This is a genomic window from Streptomyces sp. HM190, from assembly GCF_009857135.1.
GTDB lineage: Bacteria > Actinomycetota > Actinomycetes > Streptomycetales > Streptomycetaceae > Streptomyces > Streptomyces heilongjiangensis.
In genome coordinates, this window is record NZ_CP047318.1 from 6340667 (window position 1) to 6361240 (window position 20574).

The 20574-nt window shown below is 71.8% G+C and carries 18 protein-coding genes; 14 read left to right on the forward strand and 4 right to left on the reverse strand.

Translation table 11 applies throughout. The annotated features are described in order from the left end of the window. Positions 1 to 282: 282 nt before the first annotated feature. Positions 283 to 2223: an acyl-CoA dehydrogenase family protein gene (locus GSY65_RS27220; RefSeq protein WP_159773568.1), complete on the forward strand. Its 1941-nt coding sequence runs from the start codon at positions 283 to 285 to the stop codon at positions 2221 to 2223. Positions 2224 to 2468: 245 nt separating this feature from the next. Here the strand turns inward: GSY65_RS27220 and GSY65_RS27225 are convergent, their stop codons facing one another. Then, positions 2469 to 2924 carry a lamin tail domain-containing protein gene (locus GSY65_RS27225; protein WP_159773569.1) on the reverse strand — a complete coding sequence of 152 codons (456 nt, stop codon included), beginning with the start codon at positions 2922 to 2924 and terminating at the stop codon, positions 2469 to 2471. A 213-nt stretch (positions 2925 to 3137) separates the two neighbouring features. Here GSY65_RS27225 and dxr point away from each other — a divergent pair, with 213 nt between their 5' ends. The 6 genes from dxr to GSY65_RS27255 all read left to right on the forward strand — a co-directional run bounded on the left by dxr (position 3138) and on the right by GSY65_RS27255 (position 10718). Continuing rightward, entirely contained in the window at positions 3138 to 4412 is a 1275-nt protein-coding gene (gene dxr, locus GSY65_RS27230; RefSeq protein ID WP_159773570.1) for a 1-deoxy-D-xylulose-5-phosphate reductoisomerase, read from the forward strand. After that, entirely contained in the window at positions 4409 to 5713 is a 1305-nt protein-coding gene (locus GSY65_RS27235; protein WP_159773571.1) for a M50 family metallopeptidase, read from the forward strand. Before dxr ends, GSY65_RS27235 begins: the two co-directional genes overlap by 4 nt. A 275-nt stretch (positions 5714 to 5988) precedes the next feature. After that, a complete protein-coding gene (gene ispG, locus GSY65_RS27240) occupies positions 5989 to 7146 on the forward strand; it encodes a flavodoxin-dependent (E)-4-hydroxy-3-methylbut-2-enyl-diphosphate synthase (protein ID WP_159773572.1) in 1158 nt (385 codons plus the stop codon). 277 nt (positions 7147 to 7423) lie between these two features. Further along, positions 7424 to 8278: a GNAT family N-acetyltransferase gene (locus tag GSY65_RS27245; RefSeq protein WP_159773573.1), complete on the forward strand. Its 855-nt coding sequence runs from the start codon at positions 7424 to 7426 to the stop codon at positions 8276 to 8278. 102 nt (positions 8279 to 8380) lie between these two features. Further along, positions 8381 to 8911 (forward strand): GNAT family N-acetyltransferase, encoded by a 531-nt coding sequence (locus GSY65_RS27250; RefSeq protein ID WP_159773574.1) that lies wholly within the window; start codon positions 8381 to 8383, stop codon positions 8909 to 8911. 100 nt (positions 8912 to 9011) lie between these two features. After that, entirely contained in the window at positions 9012 to 10718 is a 1707-nt protein-coding gene (locus tag GSY65_RS27255; protein WP_159773575.1) for a proline--tRNA ligase, read from the forward strand. Between the two features lie 287 nt (positions 10719 to 11005). Here the strand turns inward: GSY65_RS27255 and GSY65_RS27260 are convergent, their stop codons facing one another. From GSY65_RS27260 to GSY65_RS27270, 3 genes are read right to left on the reverse strand one after another with little or no spacing between them, the layout of a single operon-like run. Beyond that, positions 11006 to 11935 carry an aminoglycoside phosphotransferase family protein gene (locus GSY65_RS27260; RefSeq protein ID WP_159773576.1) on the reverse strand — a complete coding sequence of 310 codons (930 nt, stop codon included), beginning with the start codon at positions 11933 to 11935 and terminating at the stop codon, positions 11006 to 11008. Between the two features lie 28 nt (positions 11936 to 11963). Then, entirely contained in the window at positions 11964 to 12419 is a 456-nt protein-coding gene (locus GSY65_RS27265; RefSeq protein ID WP_159773577.1) for a ferritin-like domain-containing protein, read from the reverse strand. Continuing rightward, positions 12416 to 12982, reverse strand: coding sequence for a hypothetical protein (locus GSY65_RS27270; protein ID WP_201452685.1), 567 nt, complete (start codon positions 12980 to 12982; stop codon positions 12416 to 12418). The genes GSY65_RS27265 and GSY65_RS27270 overlap by 4 nt, the downstream gene beginning before the upstream one ends. Positions 12983 to 13216: 234 nt before the next feature. Between GSY65_RS27270 and rimP the strand changes: the two genes are divergently transcribed. From rimP to truB, 7 genes are all read left to right on the forward strand, one after another. Next, positions 13217 to 13726: a ribosome maturation factor RimP gene (gene rimP, locus GSY65_RS27275; RefSeq protein ID WP_159773580.1), complete on the forward strand. Its 510-nt coding sequence runs from the start codon at positions 13217 to 13219 to the stop codon at positions 13724 to 13726. Positions 13727 to 13728: 2 nt separating this feature from the next. Continuing rightward, positions 13729 to 14715: a transcription termination factor NusA gene (gene nusA, locus GSY65_RS27280; protein ID WP_055523732.1), complete on the forward strand. Its 987-nt coding sequence runs from the start codon at positions 13729 to 13731 to the stop codon at positions 14713 to 14715. 137 nt (positions 14716 to 14852) lie between these two features. After that, positions 14853 to 15131 carry a YlxR family protein gene (locus tag GSY65_RS27285; RefSeq protein WP_159773582.1) on the forward strand — a complete coding sequence of 93 codons (279 nt, stop codon included), beginning with the start codon at positions 14853 to 14855 and terminating at the stop codon, positions 15129 to 15131. 147 nt (positions 15132 to 15278) lie between these two features. Continuing rightward, positions 15279 to 18347 (forward strand): translation initiation factor IF-2, encoded by a 3069-nt coding sequence (gene infB / locus GSY65_RS27290; RefSeq protein ID WP_159773584.1) that lies wholly within the window; start codon positions 15279 to 15281, stop codon positions 18345 to 18347. Between the two features lie 417 nt (positions 18348 to 18764). Continuing rightward, the gene (locus GSY65_RS27295) at positions 18765 to 19058 is read left to right on the forward strand and encodes a DUF503 domain-containing protein (protein WP_159773586.1); all 294 of its coding nucleotides are present in this window, start codon (positions 18765 to 18767) and stop codon (positions 19056 to 19058) included. Positions 19059 to 19132: 74 nt separating this feature from the next. After that, on the forward strand, positions 19133 to 19579 hold the full coding sequence (gene rbfA / locus GSY65_RS27300) for a 30S ribosome-binding factor RbfA (protein ID WP_159773588.1): 447 nt from the start codon (positions 19133 to 19135) through the stop codon (positions 19577 to 19579). Further along, positions 19576 to 20490, forward strand: coding sequence for a tRNA pseudouridine(55) synthase TruB (gene truB / locus GSY65_RS27305; RefSeq protein WP_159773590.1), 915 nt, complete (start codon positions 19576 to 19578; stop codon positions 20488 to 20490). Before rbfA ends, truB begins: the two co-directional genes overlap by 4 nt. Positions 20491 to 20574 lie beyond the last annotated feature (84 nt).

A 20574-nucleotide genomic window follows, 5' to 3' on the forward strand; every position in this document is an offset into this window, starting at 1 on the left:
GCGAGGGCTCGTCGCGTGGTTCTCCGCACCCCGTTCGGGCGCCCTCGGCGGCCGGAGGTGCCGTACGTCCCAGCTTAGGGCCGGGGGGACGGCCTACGGCCGTGGCGGGCGGGCAGTGGCCGGTCGGGCGGCCAAGGTGTGGGCGGTCACCGGCGGCCGAACGCGGACGCGAGGGGTGGCGGGGGGCGTCCGGATCGGGTACCAACGATCGAGTAGCACCGCTAAGTGACCAATCAGGTACTCATCCGGTACAAGATCCCGATTCGCGGCGAGGTGAGCCTCATGTCCGCACCACCCCTCAAGAAGCCCGTCGTCACCGAACGTGAGGCCCGCCAGGTGGCGGAGGCCGCCCGCGAGCGGGACTGGCGCAAGCCCAGCTTCGCCAAGGAACTGTTCCTGGGCCGGTTCCGTCTCGACCTCATCCACCCCCACCCGCTGCCCACCGACGAGGCCGTACGGCGCGGTGAGCAGTTCCTGACCAAGCTCCGCGCGTTCTGCGAGACGCAGGTCGACGGCGCCCGCATCGAGCGCGAGGCCCGGATCCCCGACGAGGTGATCAACGGCCTCAAGGAACTCGGCGCCCTCGGCATGAAGATCGACCCCAAGTACGGCGGCCTCGGCCTCACCCAGGTGTACTACAACAAGGCGCTGGCCCTGGTCGGCTCGGCCAGCCCGGCGATCGGCGTGCTGCTCTCCGCGCATCAGTCGATCGGCGTACCGCAGCCGCTGAAACTGTTCGGCACCCCCGAGCAGAAGCAGAAGTTCCTGCCGCGCTGCGCCCGTACCGACATCAGCGCCTTCCTCCTCACCGAGCCCGACGTCGGCTCGGACCCGGCCCGGCTGGCGACGACCGCGGTGCCCGACGGGGACGACTACGTCCTCGACGGGGTGAAGCTGTGGACCACCAACGGCGTCGTCGCGGACCTCCTCGTCGTGATGGCCCGGGTGCCCAGCAGCGAGGGCCACAAGGGCGGCATCACCGCCTTCGTCGTGGAGGCGGACTCGCCCGGCGTCACCGTGGAGAACCGCAACGCGTTCATGGGCCTGCGCGGCATCGAGAACGGCGTCACCCGCTTCCACCAGGTCCGGGTCCCGGCGGCGAACCGCGTCGGCCCGGAGGGCGCGGGGCTGAAGATCGCGCTGACCACCCTCAACACCGGCCGGCTCTCGCTGCCCGCGTCCTGTGCGGCCGCCGGCAAGTGGTGTCTGAAGATCGCCCGCGAATGGTCGGCGGCCCGTGAGCAGTGGGGCAAGCCGATCGCCCACCACGAGGCCGTCGGCTCCAAGATCAGCTTCATCGCGGCCACCACCTTCGCCCTGGAGGCGGTGCTCGACCTCTCCTCGCAGATGGCCGACGAGGACCGCAACGACATCCGGATCGAGGGCGCCCTCGCCAAGCTCTTCGCCTCCGAGATGGGCTGGCGCCTCGCCGACGAACTGGTCCAGATCCGCGGCGGCCGGGGCTTCGAGACCGCGGACTCCCTGCGGGCGCGCGGCGAACGGGCCGTGCCCGCCGAGCAGATGCTCCGCGACCTGCGGATCAACCGCATCTTCGAGGGCTCCACGGAGATCATGCACCTGCTGATCGCCCGCGAGGCCGTCGACGCCCACCTGTCCGTGGCCGGAGACCTCATCGACCCCGAGAAGTCCCTCTCCGACAAGGCCAGGGCCGGGGCGAACGCGGGCGTCTTCTACGCCAAGTGGCTGCCCAAGCTGGTCGCGGGCACCGGTCAGCTCCCGCGCGCGTACGCCGAGTTCCACCCGGCGGGCCACCCCGACCTCTCGGCCCACCTGCGCTACGTCGAGCGCTCCGCCCGCAAGCTGGCCCGCTCCACCTTCTACGCCATGTCCCGCTGGCAGGGCCGGATGGAGACCAAGCAGTGTTTCCTGGGCCGGATCGTGGACATCGGCGCCGAACTGTTCGCGATGAGCGCGGCCTGCGTACGCGCCGAACTGCTGCGCGGCACGGAGGAGCACGGCCGCGAGGCGTACCAGCTCGCCGACGTCTTCTGCCGGCAGTCCCGCCTCCGCGTCGAGGAACTCTTCGGACGGCTGTGGAGCAACACCGACGACGTCGACCGCAAGGTGGTCAAGGGCGTGCTCGGCGGCGCCTACGAGTGGCTGGAGCAGGGCGTGATCGACCCCTCCGGCGACGGCCCGTGGATCGCGGACACGACACCGGGAGCGAGCGAGAAGGACAACGTGCACCGCCCCATCCGCTGACCGGCGCACGGAACGCTCCGTCGCCCCGCTCCGCCGTCCCGCTGCTCGCCGCGCTCACCGCGGGAGCCGGCGATCGCAGGGACGACGGACGGGGCGACAGGAGTCCGTGGCCCGCGTCTTCCACCCCGGCACCTCCGCCGTCGCCCTCGCCCCCACCCGCGACGAGGACGCCCTCCACCTCACGGCCCCGGCCGTGGATACGGCAACAGGCGTGGTGGAGGGCGCCCGGAAGGGCCGGCGGCCCCTCAGCAGTACGTGTCGCTGGCGTCGCGCGTCGTCCACGAGCACGAGTCGACCTTGGTCCCGCCCGCCCGCAGCAGGGTCGCCGTGTCGCTGGTGTTGTTCCACACGTAGGCCCTGCGGTTCTGGTACTTGGTCGCGCTGGTGTCGGTGCCCGAACCGGTGCGGACCTTGATGTACTTGCCCGCCCCGATCTTGATGTCCGGGAAGGTGTACTTGTGGTTGTCGGGGTCCTTCAGCACCCAGCCCTTCAGAGAGACCGCCGACGCGCCGGTGTTCCGGATCTGCACCCACTCGCCGTTGAGGCTCGTGTTGGTCCGGGTGTCCTTGCCGGGGCTGTCGAAGTACACACGGTGGATGGTGACGCCCCCCGCCGCCTCCGCCGGGCCGCTCAGCACCGTGCCGGTCAGCGCCACGGCTCCGGCGAGCGCGGGCAGGGCAGCGCGAATGCGCTTGCGCATGGTTTCCCCCCAGGGTCCTTGTTCACGATCGCCGTCATCCCGCGACGATCGGCTGATACGACTGTCGGATCAGCCGGGAAAAATTCATATCACCCCGTCTTCACGCCTGCTTCACAAACGGAGAAAGTGCATCGTCCACGGCACACCACCCGAAGTGGGTCAACGGGGGGCCGCGCGGTCCTGCCGGACACCGGATGCGGCAACAATGGGGGGATGAGTGACAGTCCCGCCCCTCTCGCCGATCCCCATCTCGTCTTCGATCCCGTCGACGGGGTCCGGGACGTGGTGATCCTCGGATCGACCGGCTCGATCGGCACCCAGGCCATCGACCTCGTCCTGCGCAACCCGGACCGCTTCCGCGTCACCGGGCTCTCCGCCGCCGGGGGGAGGGTGGAGCTGCTGGCCGAGCAGGCGCACCGGCTGCGGGTGCGGACCGTCGCCGTCGCCCGCGAGGACACCGTCCCCGCGCTGCGCGCGGCCCTGACCGCCGCGTACGGCACCGGCGAGCCGCTCCCCGAGATCCTCGCGGGCCCCGGCGCCGCCGCCGAACTCGCCGCCTCCGACTGTCACACCGTGCTCAACGGCATCACCGGCTCCATCGGCCTCGCACCCACCCTCGCCGCCCTGGAGGCGGGCCGCACCCTCGCGCTCGCCAACAAGGAGTCGCTCATCGTGGGCGGCCCGCTGGTGAAGGCCGTGGCCAAGCCCGGCCAGATCATCCCGGTCGACTCCGAGCACGCCGCCCTCTTCCAGGCCCTCGCCTGCGGCACCCGCGCCGATGTGCGCAAGCTGGTCGTCACCGCCTCCGGCGGCCCGTTCCGGGGCCGCACCAAGGCGGAACTCGCGGACGTCACCCCCGCCGACGCACTCGCGCACCCCACCTGGGCCATGGGCCCGGTCATCACGGTCAACTCCGCGACCCTCGTCAACAAGGGCCTGGAAGTCATCGAGGCGCACCTCCTCTACGACATTCCCTTCGATCGCATTGAGGTCGTCGTACACCCTCAGTCGTATGTCCACTCGATGGTTGAGTTCACGGACGGATCGACAATGGCGCAGGCCACGCCCCCGGACATGCGCGGCCCGATCGCCATCGGCCTCGGCTGGCCGCAGCGCGTCCCCGACGCCGCGCCCGCCTTCGACTGGACCAAGGCGTCCACCTGGGAGTTCTTCCCCCTCGACGACGACGCGTTCCCCTCGGTCGGCCTCGCCCGGCACGTGGGCCGGCTCGCGGGCACGGCCCCGGCGGTGTTCAACGCGGCCAACGAGGAGTGCGTGGACGCGTTCCTGCACGGCGGCCTCCGGTTCGACGCGATCATGGAGACGGTGACCCGGGTCGTCGAGGAGCACGGCACCCCCGCCACGGGAACCTCCCTGACCGTGGCGGACGTCCTCGAAGCGGAGACCTGGGCGCGCGCCCGCGCCCGTGAACTGACCGGTTCCCCAGGCAAACCCACCGAGCGGACGACCGCGGAGGCCCGTGCATGACGACCCTGATGTTCATCCTCGGCATAGTGGTCTTCGTGATCGGCCTGGCCTTCTCGATCGCCTGGCACGAACTGGGCCACTTCTCGACGGCCAAGATGTTCGGCATCCGCGTGCCGCAGTTCATGGTGGGCTTCGGCCCGACCATCTTCTCCCGCCGCAAGGGTGAGACGGAGTACGGCGTCAAGGCGATCCCGCTCGGCGGCTACATCCGCATGATCGGCATGATCCCGCCCGGTGCAGACGGCCGCCTGGAGAGCCGCTCCACCTCCCCGTGGCGCGGGATGATCGAGGACGCCCGCGAGGCGTCCTTCGAGGAGCTCCAGCCCGGCGACGAGCAGCGCCTCTTCTACACGCGCAAGCCGTGGAAGCGCGTCATCGTGATGTTCGCCGGCCCCTTCATGAACCTGGTCCTCGCCGTGGTGATCTTCGTCGGCGTGATGATGACCTTCGGCGCCAAGACCCAGACGACCACGGTCAGCAAGGTCTCCGACTGCGTCATCTCCGCCAGCGAGAACCGCACCAAGTGCAAGGAGGGTGACCAGGAGGCCCCCGCCAAGGCCGCCGGCCTCCAGCCCGGCGACAAGATCGTCGCGTTCGACGGCGCCCCCGTCACGGACTGGTCGGCCCTGCAGACCGACATCCGCGACAACCCCGGCAAGAAGGTCGTCCTCACCGTCGAGCGCGACGGCAAGCAGGTCGACATCACGCCCACCCTCATCAAGAACAAGGTCGCCCGGACCGACGGCCAGGGCGGCTACGTCGAGAACGAGTTCGTCTCCGCCGGCTGGCTCGGCTTCACCCCGGCCAGCGCGGTCGTCCCGCTCTCCTTCGGGCAGTCCGTGGACCGCATGGGCGACATGATGGAGAACGGCGTCGAGTCCCTGATCTCCCTGCCCGCCAAGATCCCCGCGCTGTGGGACGCCACCTTCGGCGACGGCGAGCGCGCCGCGGACTCGCCCATGGGCGTGGTCGGCGCCGCCCGCGTCGGCGGCGAGATCTTCACCATGGACATCCCCGCCACCCAGCAGCTCGCCAGCTTCCTCATCCTCCTGGCCGGCTTCAACCTGTCCCTGTTCCTGTTCAACATGCTCCCGCTCCTCCCGCTCGACGGCGGGCACATCGCGGGCGCCCTGTGGGAGTCGCTGCGCCGGAACACGGCCAAGGTGCTCCGCCGGCCCGACCCCGGCCCCTTCGACGTGGCGAAGCTGATGCCCGTCGCGTACGTGGTGGCCGGCGTCTTCATCTGCTTCACGCTCCTCGTCCTCATCGCGGACCTCGTGAACCCGGTGCGCATCTCCTAGGGGCGTGTTGCGAAAGGAGCGTCGTCTGCCCGAAGGGCAGGCCGGACGCCGCCGGGCAGACGGGACTTTCGGAACACGCCCTGGCCACCCCGCGTTCACGGCGGCCGGGCACCCTGGGGTGCCCGGCCGTTCCGCTGTCCCGCCCCGGCCTTCCCTTACGGGTGGGTTTACGGCCCGTGATGTGCTGGGGTCCGGGGCCGTGCCGTAATCTCGAAGCCTGGAGCCCGCCTGTTCCGGGACCCGATCCTGATCCACAACTTGGGGTTGCACAGCAGATGACTGCGATTTCTCTCGGCATGCCGTCCGTTCCGACCAAGCTCGCCGAGCGCCGCAAGAGCCGGCAGATCCAGGTCGGGTCCGTGGCGGTCGGCGGGGACGCACCGGTGTCGGTCCAGTCCATGACGACGACGCGTACGTCCGACATCGGCGCCACGCTCCAGCAGATCGCCGAACTGACGGCATCCGGCTGCCAGATCGTCCGGGTCGCCTGCCCGACGCAGGACGACGCCGACGCCCTGCCCGTCATCGCGAAGAAGTCGCAGATCCCGGTGATCGCGGACATCCACTTCCAGCCGAAGTACGTGTTCGCCGCGATCGAGGCCGGCTGCGCCGCCGTCCGCGTCAACCCCGGCAACATCAAGCAGTTCGACGACAAGGTCAAGGAGATCGCCCAGGCGGCGAACGACCACGGCACCCCGATCCGGATCGGCGTCAACGCCGGCTCCCTCGACCGCCGCCTCCTGCAGAAGTACGGCAAGGCCACCCCCGAGGCCCTCGTCGAGTCCGCCCTCTGGGAGGCCTCCCTCTTCGAGGAGCACGGCTTCCGGGACATCAAGATCTCGGTCAAGCACAACGACCCCGTCGTCATGGTCAACGCCTACCGGCAGCTCGCCGCCCAGTGCGACTACCCCCTCCACCTCGGCGTCACCGAGGCGGGCCCCGCCTTCCAGGGCACCATCAAGTCCGCCGTCGCCTTCGGCGCGCTGCTGTCCGAGGGCATCGGCGACACGATCCGCGTCTCCCTGAGCGCGCCCCCGGTCGAGGAGATCAAGGTCGGCATCCAGATCCTGGAGTCCCTGAACCTCCGCCAGCGCGGCCTGGAGATCGTCTCCTGCCCCTCCTGCGGACGCGCCCAGGTCGACGTCTACAAGCTCGCCGAAGAGGTCACCGCCGGTCTCACCGGCATGGAGGTCCCCCTCCGCGTCGCGGTCATGGGCTGCGTCGTCAACGGCCCCGGCGAGGCCCGCGAGGCCGACCTCGGTGTCGCCTCCGGCAACGGCAAGGGCCAGATCTTCGTCAAGGGCGAGGTCATCAAGACCGTCCCCGAGTCCAAGATCGTCGAGACCCTCATCGAAGAGGCGATGAAGATCGCCGAGCAGATGGAGAAGGACGGCGTCGCCTCGGGCGAACCGTCGGTGGCGGTGGCGGGCTGAGAACGCCGGGGGCGCCCCACGAGGGCTCGGGGCGCCCGGTCACGCCGCAAGGACCGCAGAGTTCGTCTCGGGGGCGCAGGCCTGCTTCCAGGGCCGCAGGCCCCTCCAGGGACGGGGGGAACAGCGCGACGAGCCACGACGGACCCGCACCCGCCGGAGCACAGGCACCCCGAGGCCGCTGGGCGCCCGGCCCGTGGCGCAGCCGCAGGGCGACCGGCCACAGCCCCGCAGGGTATCGTGCGGAAATCAGCGCAGACCAAGGGTGAGGCCCCCGCACGTGTTGACCCAGACCACCACCCGGGTCCTCGAACCGAGTGACCTGGACGCCGCACTCGCCGTCCTCGACCGCGAGCCCGTCGCGAACGCCTTCGTGGCGTCCCGCGTCCAGGTCGCCGGCCTGGACCCCTGGCGGCTCGGCGGCGAGATGTGGGGCTGGTACGAGGACGGCGCCCTCACCTCCCTCTGCTACGCCGGCGCCAACCTCGTCCCCATCTGCGCCACCCCGCGCGCCGTCCGCGCCTTCGCCGACCGCGCCCGCCGGGCCGGCCGCCGCTGCTCCTCCCTCGTCGGCCCCGCCGAACCCACCGCCCAGCTCTGGCGCCTGCTGGAGCCCAGCTGGGGCCCCGCCCGCGAGGTCCGCGCGCACCAGCCGCTGATGGTCACCGACCGGCTGCCCGACCCCGCCGAGGTCACCCCCGACCCGTACGTCCGCCGGATCCGCAAGGACGAGATGGAAACGATCATGCCGGCGTGCGTGGCGATGTTCACCGAGGAGGTCGGCGTCTCCCCGATGGCCGGGGACGGCGGCCTCCTCTACCAGGCCCGCGTCGCCGAACTCGTCGGCTCCGGCCGCTCCTTCGCCCGCCTCGACGCCGACGGCCGCGTGGTCTTCAAGGCCGAGATCGGCGCCGCCACCCCCCATGCATGCCAGATCCAGGGCGTCTGGGTGGCCCCCGAGTACCGGGGCCGGGGCCTGGCCGCGCCCGGCATGGCGGCGGTCCTGCGCTACGCCCTCGCCGACGTGGCCCCCCTGGTCAGCCTCTACGTCAACGACTTCAACACGGCGGCGCGGCGCACCTACCGCCGGGTGGGCTTCCAGGAGGTCGGGGAGTTCATGAGCGTCCTCTTCTGACGAAGGCCGACGCACCCGCGTCGCGGGCGCCGGGAACCGTACCCCGACCACATCCGACCGGCACCCCGCGCACCCCCCGAACCCCCCTGTAGCATCCGCAACATGAGCCTCGTCATCGGCCCCCTCGACCTCTCCGCCCACGTGGACGAGGCCCTGGCCGTCCAAGCCGTGGCGTTCGGTCTCGGCCCCGACGAGGTGGCCGTACGCCGCCAGATCGTCCTGCGCCACATGACCTACCCCGGAGCAAGGGCATTCGGCGCCATGGCCGGCGGCCGGCTCGTCGGGTTCGTCTACGGCATGCCCAACGACCGCACCCACTGGTGGTCCACCGTCGTGGAGCCCTACCTGCGCGCCCGCGGCCACGAGGACTGGCTGGACGACTCGTTCGTGATCACCGAACTGCACGTCCACCCCGCCTACCAGAACCGTGGGGTCGGCCGCTCCCTGATCACCACCATCACCGACAGCGCGACCGAGCCCCGTTCGATCCTCTCCGCGATCGACATCGAGAGCCCCGCCCGGGGCCTGTACCGCTCCCTCGGCTACGAGGACCTCGCCCGCCACGTCCTCTTCCCCAGCGCCCCCAGGCCCTACGCCGTCATGGGCGCCCCCCTGCCCCTGCGCCGCGGGTAGCCGCCCTCCCGTCCCGCCCGCCACCGCCGGATTTCCACGGTCCCCCGCCCCCCGGCTAACCTCCTGCCATCAACCGACCCGCAGCAGGAGTACGAGAACCATGGCGAACGCACCGGTCCAGCGCATGTCCCAGTTGATGGCGAAGACGCTGCGCGACGACCCGGCGGACGCCGAGGTACTCAGCCACAAGCTGCTGGTCCGCGCCGGCTACGTCCGCCGCACCGCCGCCGGTGTGTGGACCTGGCTGCCCCTCGGCAAGCGCGTCCTCGCCAACGTGGAGCGGATCGTGCGCGAGGAGATGGACGCGATCGGCGCCCAGGAGGTGCTGCTGCCCGCCCTGCTGCCGAAGGAGCCCTACGAGGCGACCGGCCGCTGGGACGAGTACGGCCCGGAGCTGTTCCGCCTCCAGGACCGCAAGGGCGGCGACTACCTCCTCGGCCCCACCCACGAGGAGATCTTCACGCTGATCGTGAAGGACCAGGCGTCCTCCTACAAGGACCTGCCGGTGATCCTCTACCAGATCCAGACGAAGTTCCGCGACGAGGCCCGCCCCCGCGCCGGCATCCTGCGCGGCCGTGAGTTCCTGATGAAGGACTCCTACTCCTTCGACCTGGAGGACGAGGGCCTCGCCCGGTCGTACGCCCTGCACCGCCAGGCGTACCAGAAGGTGTTCGAGCGCCTGGGCCTCGACTACCGCATCTGCGCCGCCACCGCGGGCGCCATGGGCGGCTCCAAGTCGGAGGAGTTCCTGGCCCCGGCCGGTGCCGGCGAGGACACCTTCGCGGACTGCCCGAACTGCGACTTCGCCGCCAACACCGAGGCGATCACCTACGAGTTGAAGCCGGTGGACGCGGGCGACGTGCCCGCCCTCGAAGAGATCCCCACGCCCGACACCCCCACCATCGAGACCCTCGCCGCCCACCTCGGCGTCCCGGCCTCCGCCACCCTGAAGAACCTCCTCGTCAAGGTCGACGGCGAGATCGTCGCCATCGGCGTCCCCGGTGACCGCGAGGTCGACCTGGGCAAGGTCGAGGCGCACTTCGCCCCGGCGGTCGTCGAGATGGTCACCGAGGACGACTTCGCCGCCAACCCCGGGCTGGTCCGCGGCTACGTCGGCCCGCAGGGACTCGGCGAGAAGGTCACCTACCTCGCCGACCCGCGGGTGGCCCCCGGCACCTCCTGGATCACCGGCGCCAACAAGGACGGCACGCACGCGAAGAACGTCGTCGCGGGCCGTGACTTCGAGGTCGGCGCCTACGTGGACGTCGTGGTCGTCCAGGAGGGCGACCCGTGCCCGAAGTGCGGCACCGGGCTGAGGCTGGACCGCGCCATCGAGATCGGCCACATCTTCCAGCTCGGCCGCAAGTACGCCGATGCCCTCAAGCTCGACGTCCTCGGCCAGAACGGCAAGCCCGTCCGCGTCACCATGGGCTCGTACGGCATCGGTGTCTCGCGCGCGGTCGCGGCCCTCGCCGAGCAGACCGCCGACGACAAGGGCCTGTGCTGGCCCGCCGAGGTCGCCCCGGCCGACGTGCACGTGGTCGCCGCGGGCAAGGCTCTCCAGACCGAACTCGCGCTGGAGGTCTCGGAGAAGCTGCGGGCCGCCGGCCTGCGCGTGCTCGTCGACGACCGCGCCGGGGTCTCGCCGGGCGTGAAGTTCACCGACTCCGAGCTGATCGGCGTGCCGCAGATCCTGGTCGCGGGCCGCCGCTCGGCCGAGGGCGTCCTGGAGCTGAAGGACCGCCGCACCGGCGAGCGCGAGGAGCTGACCGTCGACGAGGCGATCGCCCGCCTGACGGCCGCCTGAGCCGGGCCCCGTACGGACGGACGGGGGCGTGGGGGCTTTTCGCGCGGTTCCCCACGCCCCCGGAACGGCCCGGCGGGCCTCCTGAGCAGCACGGGGCGCGGCCCCCGCCTACCGGAGGCGTCAGGAGCGCGGGCAACCACGCGAGAAGCCCTCACCCACCCGCGGCCGCCGACGGAGACACCTGTCCACCCGCAGTCGCCGACGGAGACCCCCGTCCACCCGCGGTCGCCGACGGAGACACCTGTCCACCCGTGGTCGCCGAAGGATCCCGGCCCGTCCGGGCGGCCTCAGAGCCAGCCGGCGAACTCCAGGAGCAGCTCCGCGTCGCGCGGCCGCCCCACGCGACGGGCCCGCACCCCCGACTCCACGGCCCGGAACAGCGTCCACCCCCGCAGCCGTTCCTGGTCCACGTCCAGCGACTCGGCGAGCCTGCGCACCCGTCGCCGAGTCGTCGCCGCCCCCGACGGGGAGGCGATCAGGTCCTCCACCCGGTCCCGCACCAGCCGCGCCAGATCGAACGCGCACTCCCCGACCACCGGATCGGGCCCCACCGCCAGCCACGGCAACCGCTCCCCGGCCAGCACCTTGCTCTGCCGGAACGTCCCGTGCAGCAACCGCTCCTCGGGAGCGGCCGCGAGCAACTCCTCCCGGGCGGCGAGAGCCGCCTCGACCAGTCCCCGGACCTCACCGTCGGCGTCGGCGCCCGCACGCATCGCCTCGGCCTGCCGCCCCGTCCGCTCGGCCACGGTCTCGAACACATGCGCCTCGGGCGGCTCGACCCACAGCCGCCGCAGTGTGGCCGCCGCCTCCAGCAGCGCCTTCGCCTCGGGCAGCGACCGCACGGACAGGTCCGGGCGCAGCCGCTCCAGGAGCAGCACGCCCTGGCTGTCCCCCGGGTTCAGCAACTCCACCGCGCCGCGCCCGTCCCAGTGGGCGAGCGCCGCCCGCTCGCTCTCCGGCCGCGCCCGCTCGGGCGCCAGCTTCAGCGCGGCCGGGGTGCCGTCGATCTGCCGTACGAGCACCACCAGACTGCTGCGGCCACCGGGCGCCTGCACCCGCTCGACGGTCAACTCGCGTAGATCAATCGCCTGTCGAAGGAGACCGGGCAGCTGTGCCAGCCACTCCCGGGCGCCGTCGCCGCCGCTTCGCCGGGTCTCGTCGAGCGCCCGCACAAGCCGCTGCGGCGGTTCGAAGTCCTCGAAAGCCCTGCGCGTCATGTGCGAGTCGTTCCCTTCCAGACCGTGATCAGGTGCGCGGTGCCGCCGACGCGGTGGCTCCGGCCGCCCGCTCGGCTAGACCAGGGAAGGCTACGCTTCCGCCCCGCCACCTGACCGCCCGCACCGCCGCCTCCCGCAGCGCCTCGGCGGCCGAGGCGCGCCGGTCACCGGTCGCCGCCCGCACGAGGTCGGAGTACACCCCGGCCACCCGCTCCTCCAGCTCCACGGCCAGCCGTACGGCGGCGTCCGCGTCCGTGACCGGGAAGGGAAGCGCGTACGCAGCCGCCGATGCCTCGGGCCGGCCGTCGAGGTCCCGCACCGCCCGTGTCAGGATGTCCCGCCGGGCCCGATGGGCGTCGTACGCCTCCCGCGCCTCGCTCCGCCGCGCGTCACCGATCTTCCCGCCGACGATCCCGTACCCGTACACGGCGGCGTGCTCGGCGCCCAGCGCCGCCTGCATCGCCCTCAGCTCCGCGCCGCTCACTTCGCACCCTCCGTCAACATGTACGCGTGCCCGGCCCCCGCCGCGGCCACCGACGCCATCAGCCGGGCCAGCTCGCCCGGCACCTCCAGCAACGCCCTGCCCCGCCGGTCGGCGAGCTTCCGCTCCGCCGCGGCCAGTTCGGCGAGCGCGGCCTTCGGCTCGGCGGGCACGGGGCCGGGCCCGCCGGACGCCGAGGCCGACACCGAAGGCGACGGCGACGGCGTGGGGGACTGCGACGACGAGGGGGGCGCGGACGGCTCGGCCGCGCGCTTCCCGCCCCCGAACGCCTCCGCATGGCGGAGAGCCTCCGCCCGCAGCGGCGTCAGCAGCCCGGCCAGGTCGGGATGGGCGGCGAGCACGGCGTCGTACCGCTGCACGAGCGCCTCGCTGTCCCGCGCCGCCCCCGCCCGCGCCTTCTCGGCCACCGACGGACTCCCCCCGGCGGCATCCGGCCCCTCACCCCCGGACGAGCACCCCACGAGGAGGCCCAGACCCGCGGCCCCGGCGAGCAAAGTCCTTCTGCGCGGCCCCGACGGGGTACGCGACGGCAGGCTGAACGACACAGCAGACGTCCTAGGGGGGTTCGTACGAACAAAGGAGCGGTGTGATCACGTTACCCGGCCGGGCCCCGCGCGGGGCCCGGGGAACCGCGCGACCGGCCGCGGACAACCCGGTCGCGCCAACGGGCCATGCCCCCCGAGCACGCGGGCGGACGGCAACACCCCTGCGGAGCGGCTACCCTTTGACCTGACACGCGCCCTACCCACAACAGCACACGCGGCCGAGGAGTCACCCGGATGAGCACCACCCAGAGCGAGAGGCTGCGAGAGCTGCTGGAACCCCTCGTACGCTCCCAGGGTCTGGACCTCGAAGAGATCGCCGTGGACGCGGTCGGCCGCAAGCGGGTGCTGCGCGTGACCGTCGACTCCGACGAGGGCGCCGATCTGGACACGGTCGCCGATGTCAGCCGCGCGCTCTCGGCCAAGCTGGACGAGACGGACGCGATGGGGCAGGCGGAGTACACCCTGGAAGTCGGCACGCCGGGCGCCGAGCGCGCCCTCACCGAGCACCGCCACTACCGGCGGGCCGTGGACCGACTGGTGAGGTTCCAGCTCCGCGAGGGCGGGGAACTGATCGCCAGGATCCTGACCGTGGACGAGGACGGCCTCGACCTCGAGGTGCCCGGAGTGAAGGGCCGCAGGGCCACCACCCGCAGGCTCGCCTTCGACGAGATCGACAAGGCCCGCGTCCAGGTCGAGTTCAACCGCAAGGACAAGAAGGACATGAAGGAAGAGGAGGAGGCGTAGCCGTGGACATCGACATGAGTGCCCTGAGGGGCTTGGTGCGGGAGAAGGAGATCTCCTTCGACCTGCTCGTCGAGGCGATCGAGGCGGCCCTCCTCATCGCCTACCACCGCACCGAGGGAAGCCGCCGCCACGCGCGCGTGGAGCTCAACCGGGAGACCGGCCATGTGACCGTGTGGGCGAAGGAGGACCCCGAGGACCTGGAGGAGGGGCAGGAGGCACGCGCGTTCGACGACACCCCGTCGGACTTCGGGCGCATCGCCGCCACCACCGCCAAGCAGGTGATCCTGCAGCGTCTGCGGGACGCGGAGGACGACGCGACGCTCGGCGAGTACGCCGGCCGCGAGGGCGACATCGTCACCGGTGTGGTCCAGCAGGGCCGCGACCCGAAGAACGTGCTCGTCGACATCGGCAAGCTGGAGGCCATCCTGCCCGTGCAGGAACAGGTCCCCGGGGAGACCTACCCGCACGGCATGCGGCTCAGGTCGTACGTCGTTCGGGTGGCGAAGGGCGTGCGCGGTCCGTCCGTCACCCTTTCGCGCACGCACCCCAATCTGGTGAAGAAGCTCTTCGCCCTGGAGGTGCCGGAGATCGCCGACGGGTCCGTCGAGATCGCCGCCATCGCACGTGAGGCCGGTCACCGCACGAAGATCGCCGTCAGGTCCACCCGTTCGGGCCTGAACGCCAAGGGCGCCTGCATCGGCCCGATGGGCGGCCGTGTGCGCAATGTCATGGGCGAGCTGAACGGCGAGAAGATCGACATCGTCGACTGGTCCGACGACCCGGCCGAGATGGTCGCCAACGCGCTCTCCCCGGCCCGGGTCTCCAAGGTCGAGGTGGTGGACCTCGCGGCCCGCTCCGCGCGGGTCACGGTCCCCGACTACCAACTGTCGCTGGCGATCGGCAAGGAGGGCCAGAACGCCCGCCTCGCCGCCCGCCTGACCGGCTGGCGCATCGACATCCGGCCGGACACCGAGCAGCCGTCCGAATAGCCGGGGGCGGCCGGCGGGCGCATGATCGGGAATAGATCCAAGCCGCAGGTCGCTCAGATCACGTCAGTTATATGCGCGGCAACTGTTCGATTCTTGCCCCAAAGGGGTGAGGTCGGTGCGGGGAGGTAGACTTAGCGGTGTCTGGCCGGACGCGTGCCCGTGTATGCCCTGAACGCACCTGTGTGGGGTGCAGGCAGCGAGCGGCCAGGACCGACCTGCTGCGCGTCGTGGCGACCGAGGACGAATGCGTCCCCGATCATCGCGGTACGCTGCCCGGCCGGGGTGCGTACATCCACCCCGCCCTGGTCTGTCTCGACCTGGCGGTTCGCCGCCGGGCGTTCCCGCGGGCGCTCCGTGCCCCGGGACCGCTCGACACGGCGGCGTTGCGCCGCACCGTCGAGCAGGCAACACAGTAAGACGCGTCGCATGGAACCTCCGTGCGGCCCTGGTACCCCGCGAGTTGGAAGTAGGTCGAGATTGCGATGAGCACTCGATGAGCACGCGATGAGTACGCCCATGAAGTAGCGACGGTCCGGCGTCAACCCGGACCTAAAAGGAGCGAAGTGGCTAAGGTCCGGGTATACGAACTCGCCAAGGAGTTCGGGGTTGAGAGCAAGGTCGTCATGGCCAAGCTCCAAGAACTCGGTGAATTCGTCCGTTCGGCGTCCTCGACGATCGAGGCGCCTGTTGTACGCAAGCTGACTGACGCCCTCCAGCAGGGCAACGGTGGCGGCAAGTCCGCCCCCCGCAAGGCCGCCCCGGCCCGTCCGGCGGCCCCCTCCCCGGCGCAGGCCGCCCGTCCGGCCGCCCCGCGTCCGGGTCCGGCGGCTCCGAAGCCGCCCGCCGCGGAGCGGCCCGCGGCGCCGACTCCGGGGCCGCGCCCCGTGCCCGGCCCGAAGCCGCCGACGCCTAAGCCCGCTCCGGCCTCCCCGGCCCCGAGCGTGCCCGAGTTCCAGGCGCCCCCGTCGGCTCCCGCCGCCCCGTCCCCGCGTCCGGGCGCCCGTCCCGGCCCCGGCGCCCCGCGCCCCGGTGGCCAGCAGCGTCCGTCCGGTCCCGGCCAGGAGCGCGGCGAGCGCCAGGCGCCCCGCCCCGGCGGCCAGCGTCCCGGCGGTGCCGGTGCGCCCAAGCCCGGCGGCGCCCGTCCGGCGGGTCCGCGTCCGGGTAACAACCCCTTCACCTCCGGTGGCTCCACCGGCATGGGCCGCCCGCAGGCGCCCCGTCCCGGCGGTGCGCCGCGTCCCGGTGGCCCCGGTGCCCCCGGCCCGCGTCCGCAGGCTCCCGGCCAGGCCCCCCGTCCGCAGGGTGCGGCCGGTGGCGGTCCGCGTCCCCAGGCTCCGGGCGGTCCCCGTCCGACGCCCGGTGGGATGCCCCGTCCGCAGGGCGGTCCCCGTCCCGGCGGCGGCCCCGGCGGCCCGCGTCCGAACCCCGGCATGATGCCGCAGCGTCCCGCTGCCGGCCCGCGTCCCGGTGGTGGCGGTCCCGGCGGTCGTGGCCCCGGTGGCGGCGGTCGTCCTGGTGGCGGCGCCGGTCGTCCGGGCGGCGGTTTCGCCGGTCGTCCCGGTGGCGGCGGTGGCGGTTTCGCCGGTCGTCCCGGTGCGCCCGGTGGTGGCGGCGGTTTCGCCGGTCGTCCCGGTGGTCCGGGGGCGGGCGGCGGCGGTCGTCCCGGCTTCGGTGGCCGTCCCGGTGGTCCGGGTGCCCGTGGCGGCACGCAGGGCGCCTTCGGCCGTCCCGGCGGCCCGGCGCGTCGTGGCCGCAAGTCGAAGCGGCAGAGGCGCCAGGAGTACGAGGCCATGCAGGCCCCGTCGGTCGGCGGCGTGATGCTGCCTCGCGGCAACGGCGAGTCCATTCGCCTGTCGCGCGGTGCGTCGCTCACCGACTTCGCGGAGAAGATCAACGCCAACCCGGCGTCGCTCGTCGCGGTCATGATGAACCTCGGCGAGATGGTCACCGCGACCCAGTCCGTCTCCGACGAGACGCTCCAGCTCCTCGCCGACGAGATGAACTACACGGTTCAGATCGTCAGCCCGGAGGAGGAGGACCGCGAGCTGCTCGAGTCCTTCGACCTGGAGTTCGGCGAGGACGAGGGCGACGAGGAGGACCTGGTGGTCCGCCCGCCGGTCGTCACCGTCATGGGTCACGTCGACCACGGTAAGACCCGACTGCTCGACGCCATCCGCAAGACGAACGTCATCGCGGGCGAGGCCGGCGGCATCACCCAGCACATCGGTGCCTACCAGGTCACGACCGAGGTCAACGAAGAGGATCGCAAGATCACCTTCATCGACACCCCGGGTCACGAGGCGTTCACCGCCATGCGTGCCCGTGGTGCCAAGTCGACCGACATCGCGATCCTGGTCGTCGCGGCCAACGACGGCGTCATGCCGCAGACGGTCGAGGCGCTCAACCACGCCAAGGCGGCCGACGTCCCGATCGTCGTCGCGGTCAACAAGATCGACGTCGAGGGCGCGGACCCGACCAAGGTGCGCGGTCAGCTGACCGAGTACGGCCTGGTGGCCGAGGAGTACGGCGGCGACACGATGTTCGTCGACATCTCCGCCAAGCAGGGTCTGCACATCGACTCGCTGCTGGAAGCGGTCATCCTGACCGCCGACGCCTCGCTCGACCTGCGGGCCAACCCGAAGCAGGACGCGCAGGGCATCTCGATCGAGTCCCGCCTCGACCGCGGCCGCGGTGCCGTGGCGACGGTCCTCGTCCAGCGAGGCACGCTGCGGGTCGGCGACACGATGGTGGTCGGCGACGCGTACGGCCGTGTCCGTGCCATGCACGACGACAACGGCAACAACGTGCTCGAGGCGGGCCCGGCGACGCCGGTGCAGGTCCTCGGTCTCACCAACGTCCCGGGTGCGGGCGACAACTTCATCGTCGTGGACGAGGACCGTACGGCCCGTCAGATCGCCGAGAAGCGTGCCGCCCGTGAGCGCAACGCCGCGTTCGCCAAGCGCACGCGCCGCGTCTCCCTCGAGGACCTGGACAAGGTGCTCAAGGCCGGCGAGGTCCAGCAGCTCAACCTCATCATCAAGGGTGACGCTTCTGGTTCCGTCGAGGCCCTGGAGTCCTCCCTGCTCCAGCTGGACGTCGGCGAAGAGGTCGACATCCGCGTCCTGCACCGCGGCGTCGGTGCGGTCACGGAGTCGGACATCGACCTGGCGATGGGCTCCGACGCCATCGTGATCGGCTTCAACGTGCGCGCCGCCGGGCGTGCGCAGCAGATGGCCGAGCGCGAGGGCGTGGACGTCCGCTACTACTCGGTCATCTACCAGGCGATCGAGGAGATCGAGGCGGCCCTCAAGGGCATGCTCAAGCCGGAGTACGAAGAGGTCGAGCTCGGTACGGCGGAGATCCGCGAGGTCTTCAAGTCGTCCAAGCTGGGCAACATCGCGGGTGTTCTCATCCGCTCCGGCGAGGTCAAGCGGAACACCAAGGCCCGCCTCATCCGCGACGGCAAGGTCGTCGCGGAGAACCTCAACATCGAGGGTCTGCGTCGCTTCAAGGACGACGTCACCGAGATCCGCGAGGGCTTCGAGGGTGGTATCAACCTCGGAAACTTCAACGACATCAAGGTGGACGACGTCATCGCGACGTACGAGATGCGGGAGAAGCCGCGGGCGTAAGCCCAGGTTCATGCCGGCCGGGGGTGCGTGTGCACCGCCGGCCGGTGTGGCCGTTTTCCGGGGGCTGCCGTCCCCGGGCCCCCCTTCGAGAAGAGGGGGTGGATCGGTCGTCGTGAGACTGCCGGTCGGATGTGGCTTGTCGCGCGGTTCCCCGCGCCCCTGAGGGGATCGGGCCCGCGGCCCGCCCTTCATCCCGAAAAGCACGGGGCGCGGCCCCGGTCGCTTTTCCGGGGCGCGGGTAACCGCGCGAGGAACCACGATCCCCCCCGCGGTCGCCAACGAACCCGTACCCCCGAGTCACTGGGCGCTCGATATCCCGTCGAGCCGCACCGCGGGTTCGGGGTACGGTTCAGATGTTCCTGCCCGGACACGGCGCAGGCCATCTACCCCGGCCCGGCGGGTGAACCGGCTACACACATGTACGTGGGGACTCTGTCCTTCGACCTCCTGCTCGGCGACGTACGGTCGCTGAAGGAGAAGCGCTCCGTCGTCCGCCCGATCGTGGCCGAGCTCCAGCGGAAGTTCGCGGTGAGCGTGGCGGAGGTCGACCATATGGATCTGTACCGCCGGACCGTCATCGGCCTGGCGGTCGTCTCCGGTGACACGGGGCACCTGACCGACGTACTGGACCGGTGCGAGCGGCTGGTCGCCGGTCGTCCCGAGGTGGAACTGCTCTCGGTCAGACGGCGCCTGCACGGCGACGACGACTAGACCGGTCGCTGAGCCGGAGCGCAGGGACAATTCAAGAAGCAGCGGTAACGCAGAACGAGCTAGGAGACGGACCAGTGGCCGACAACGCGCGCGCCAAGAGGCTGGCGGACCTCATCCGAGAGGTGGTGGCCCAGAAGCTGCTGCGCGGGATCAAGGACCCGCGGCTCGGCTCACACGTCACCATCACGGACACCCGGGTCACCGGGGATCTGCGGGAGGCGACCGTCTTCTACACGGTGTACGGGGACGACGAGGAGCGGGCGGCGGCCGCCGCCGGACTGGAGAGTGCCAAGGGCATCCTCCGATCCGAGGTCGGCCGGGCCGCGGGCGTGAAGTTCACGCCGACCCTCACCTTCGTGGCCGACGCCCTCCCGGACACCGCCCGCACCATCGAGGACCTCCTCGACAAGGCGCGTACCTCCGACGCCAAGGTGCGCGAGAGCGCCTCGGGGGCGACGTACGCCGGTGACGCCGACCCGTACCGCAAGCCGGGCGACGACGAGGACGACGCCGCCGAATGACCCAGCAGCGCCAGCAGACCACCACGCCCGACGGACTTGTCATCGTCGACAAGCCGTCGGGCTTCACTTCGCACGACGTCGTCGCCAAGATGCGCGGCATCGCACGCACCCGCCGGGTCGGGCACGCGGGAACCCTGGACCCCATGGCCACCGGTGTGCTCGTCCTCGGTGTCGAGAAGGCCACCAAGCTCCTCGGCCATCTCGCGCTCACCGAGAAGGAGTACCTGGGTACCGTCCGGCTCGGCCAGACCACCGTCACCGACGACGCCGAGGGCGAGATCACGGCGTCGGTCGACGCGTCGAAGGTCACCCGCGACGCCGTCGACGCCGGGGTCGCCCGGCTGACCGGCGACATCATGCAGGTGCCGTCCAAGGTCAGCGCCATCAAGATCAACGGGGTGCGCTCGTACAAGCGGGCCCGGGACGGCGAGGACTTCGACATCCCCGCCCGGCCCGTCACCGTCTCCTCCTTCGCCGTGTACGACATCCGTGACGCGGTCGCCGAGGACGGCACCCCCGTCCTCGACCTGGTGGTGTCGGTGGTGTGCTCCTCCGGGACGTACATCAGGGCCCTCGCCCGTGACCTGGGCGCCGGCCTCGGGGTCGGCGGTCACCTCACCGCGCTGCGCCGGACCCGCGTCGGGCCGTACAAGCTGGACTCGGCCCGGACCCTCGACCAGCTCCAGGAGGAGCTGACCGTGATGCCGATCGCCGAGGCGGCCGCCGCCGCGTTCCCCCGCTGGGACGTGGACACCAAGCGGGCCCGGCTCCTGCTGAACGGTGTGCGCCTGGAGATGCCCGAGGAGTACGCGGGCGCCGGCGCCGTCGCGGTCTTCGACGCCGACGGCCGCTTCCTGGCCCTGGTGGAGCATGTGAAGGGCAAGGCCAAGAGCCTGGCCGTCTTCGGCTGAGGGCCGGAGACGGCCAGGCGGACCGAGGGCCGGGGGCCGAGGGCCGGGCGGCCTGAGGGCCGGGTCCGGCGGAGCGAGCGTGGA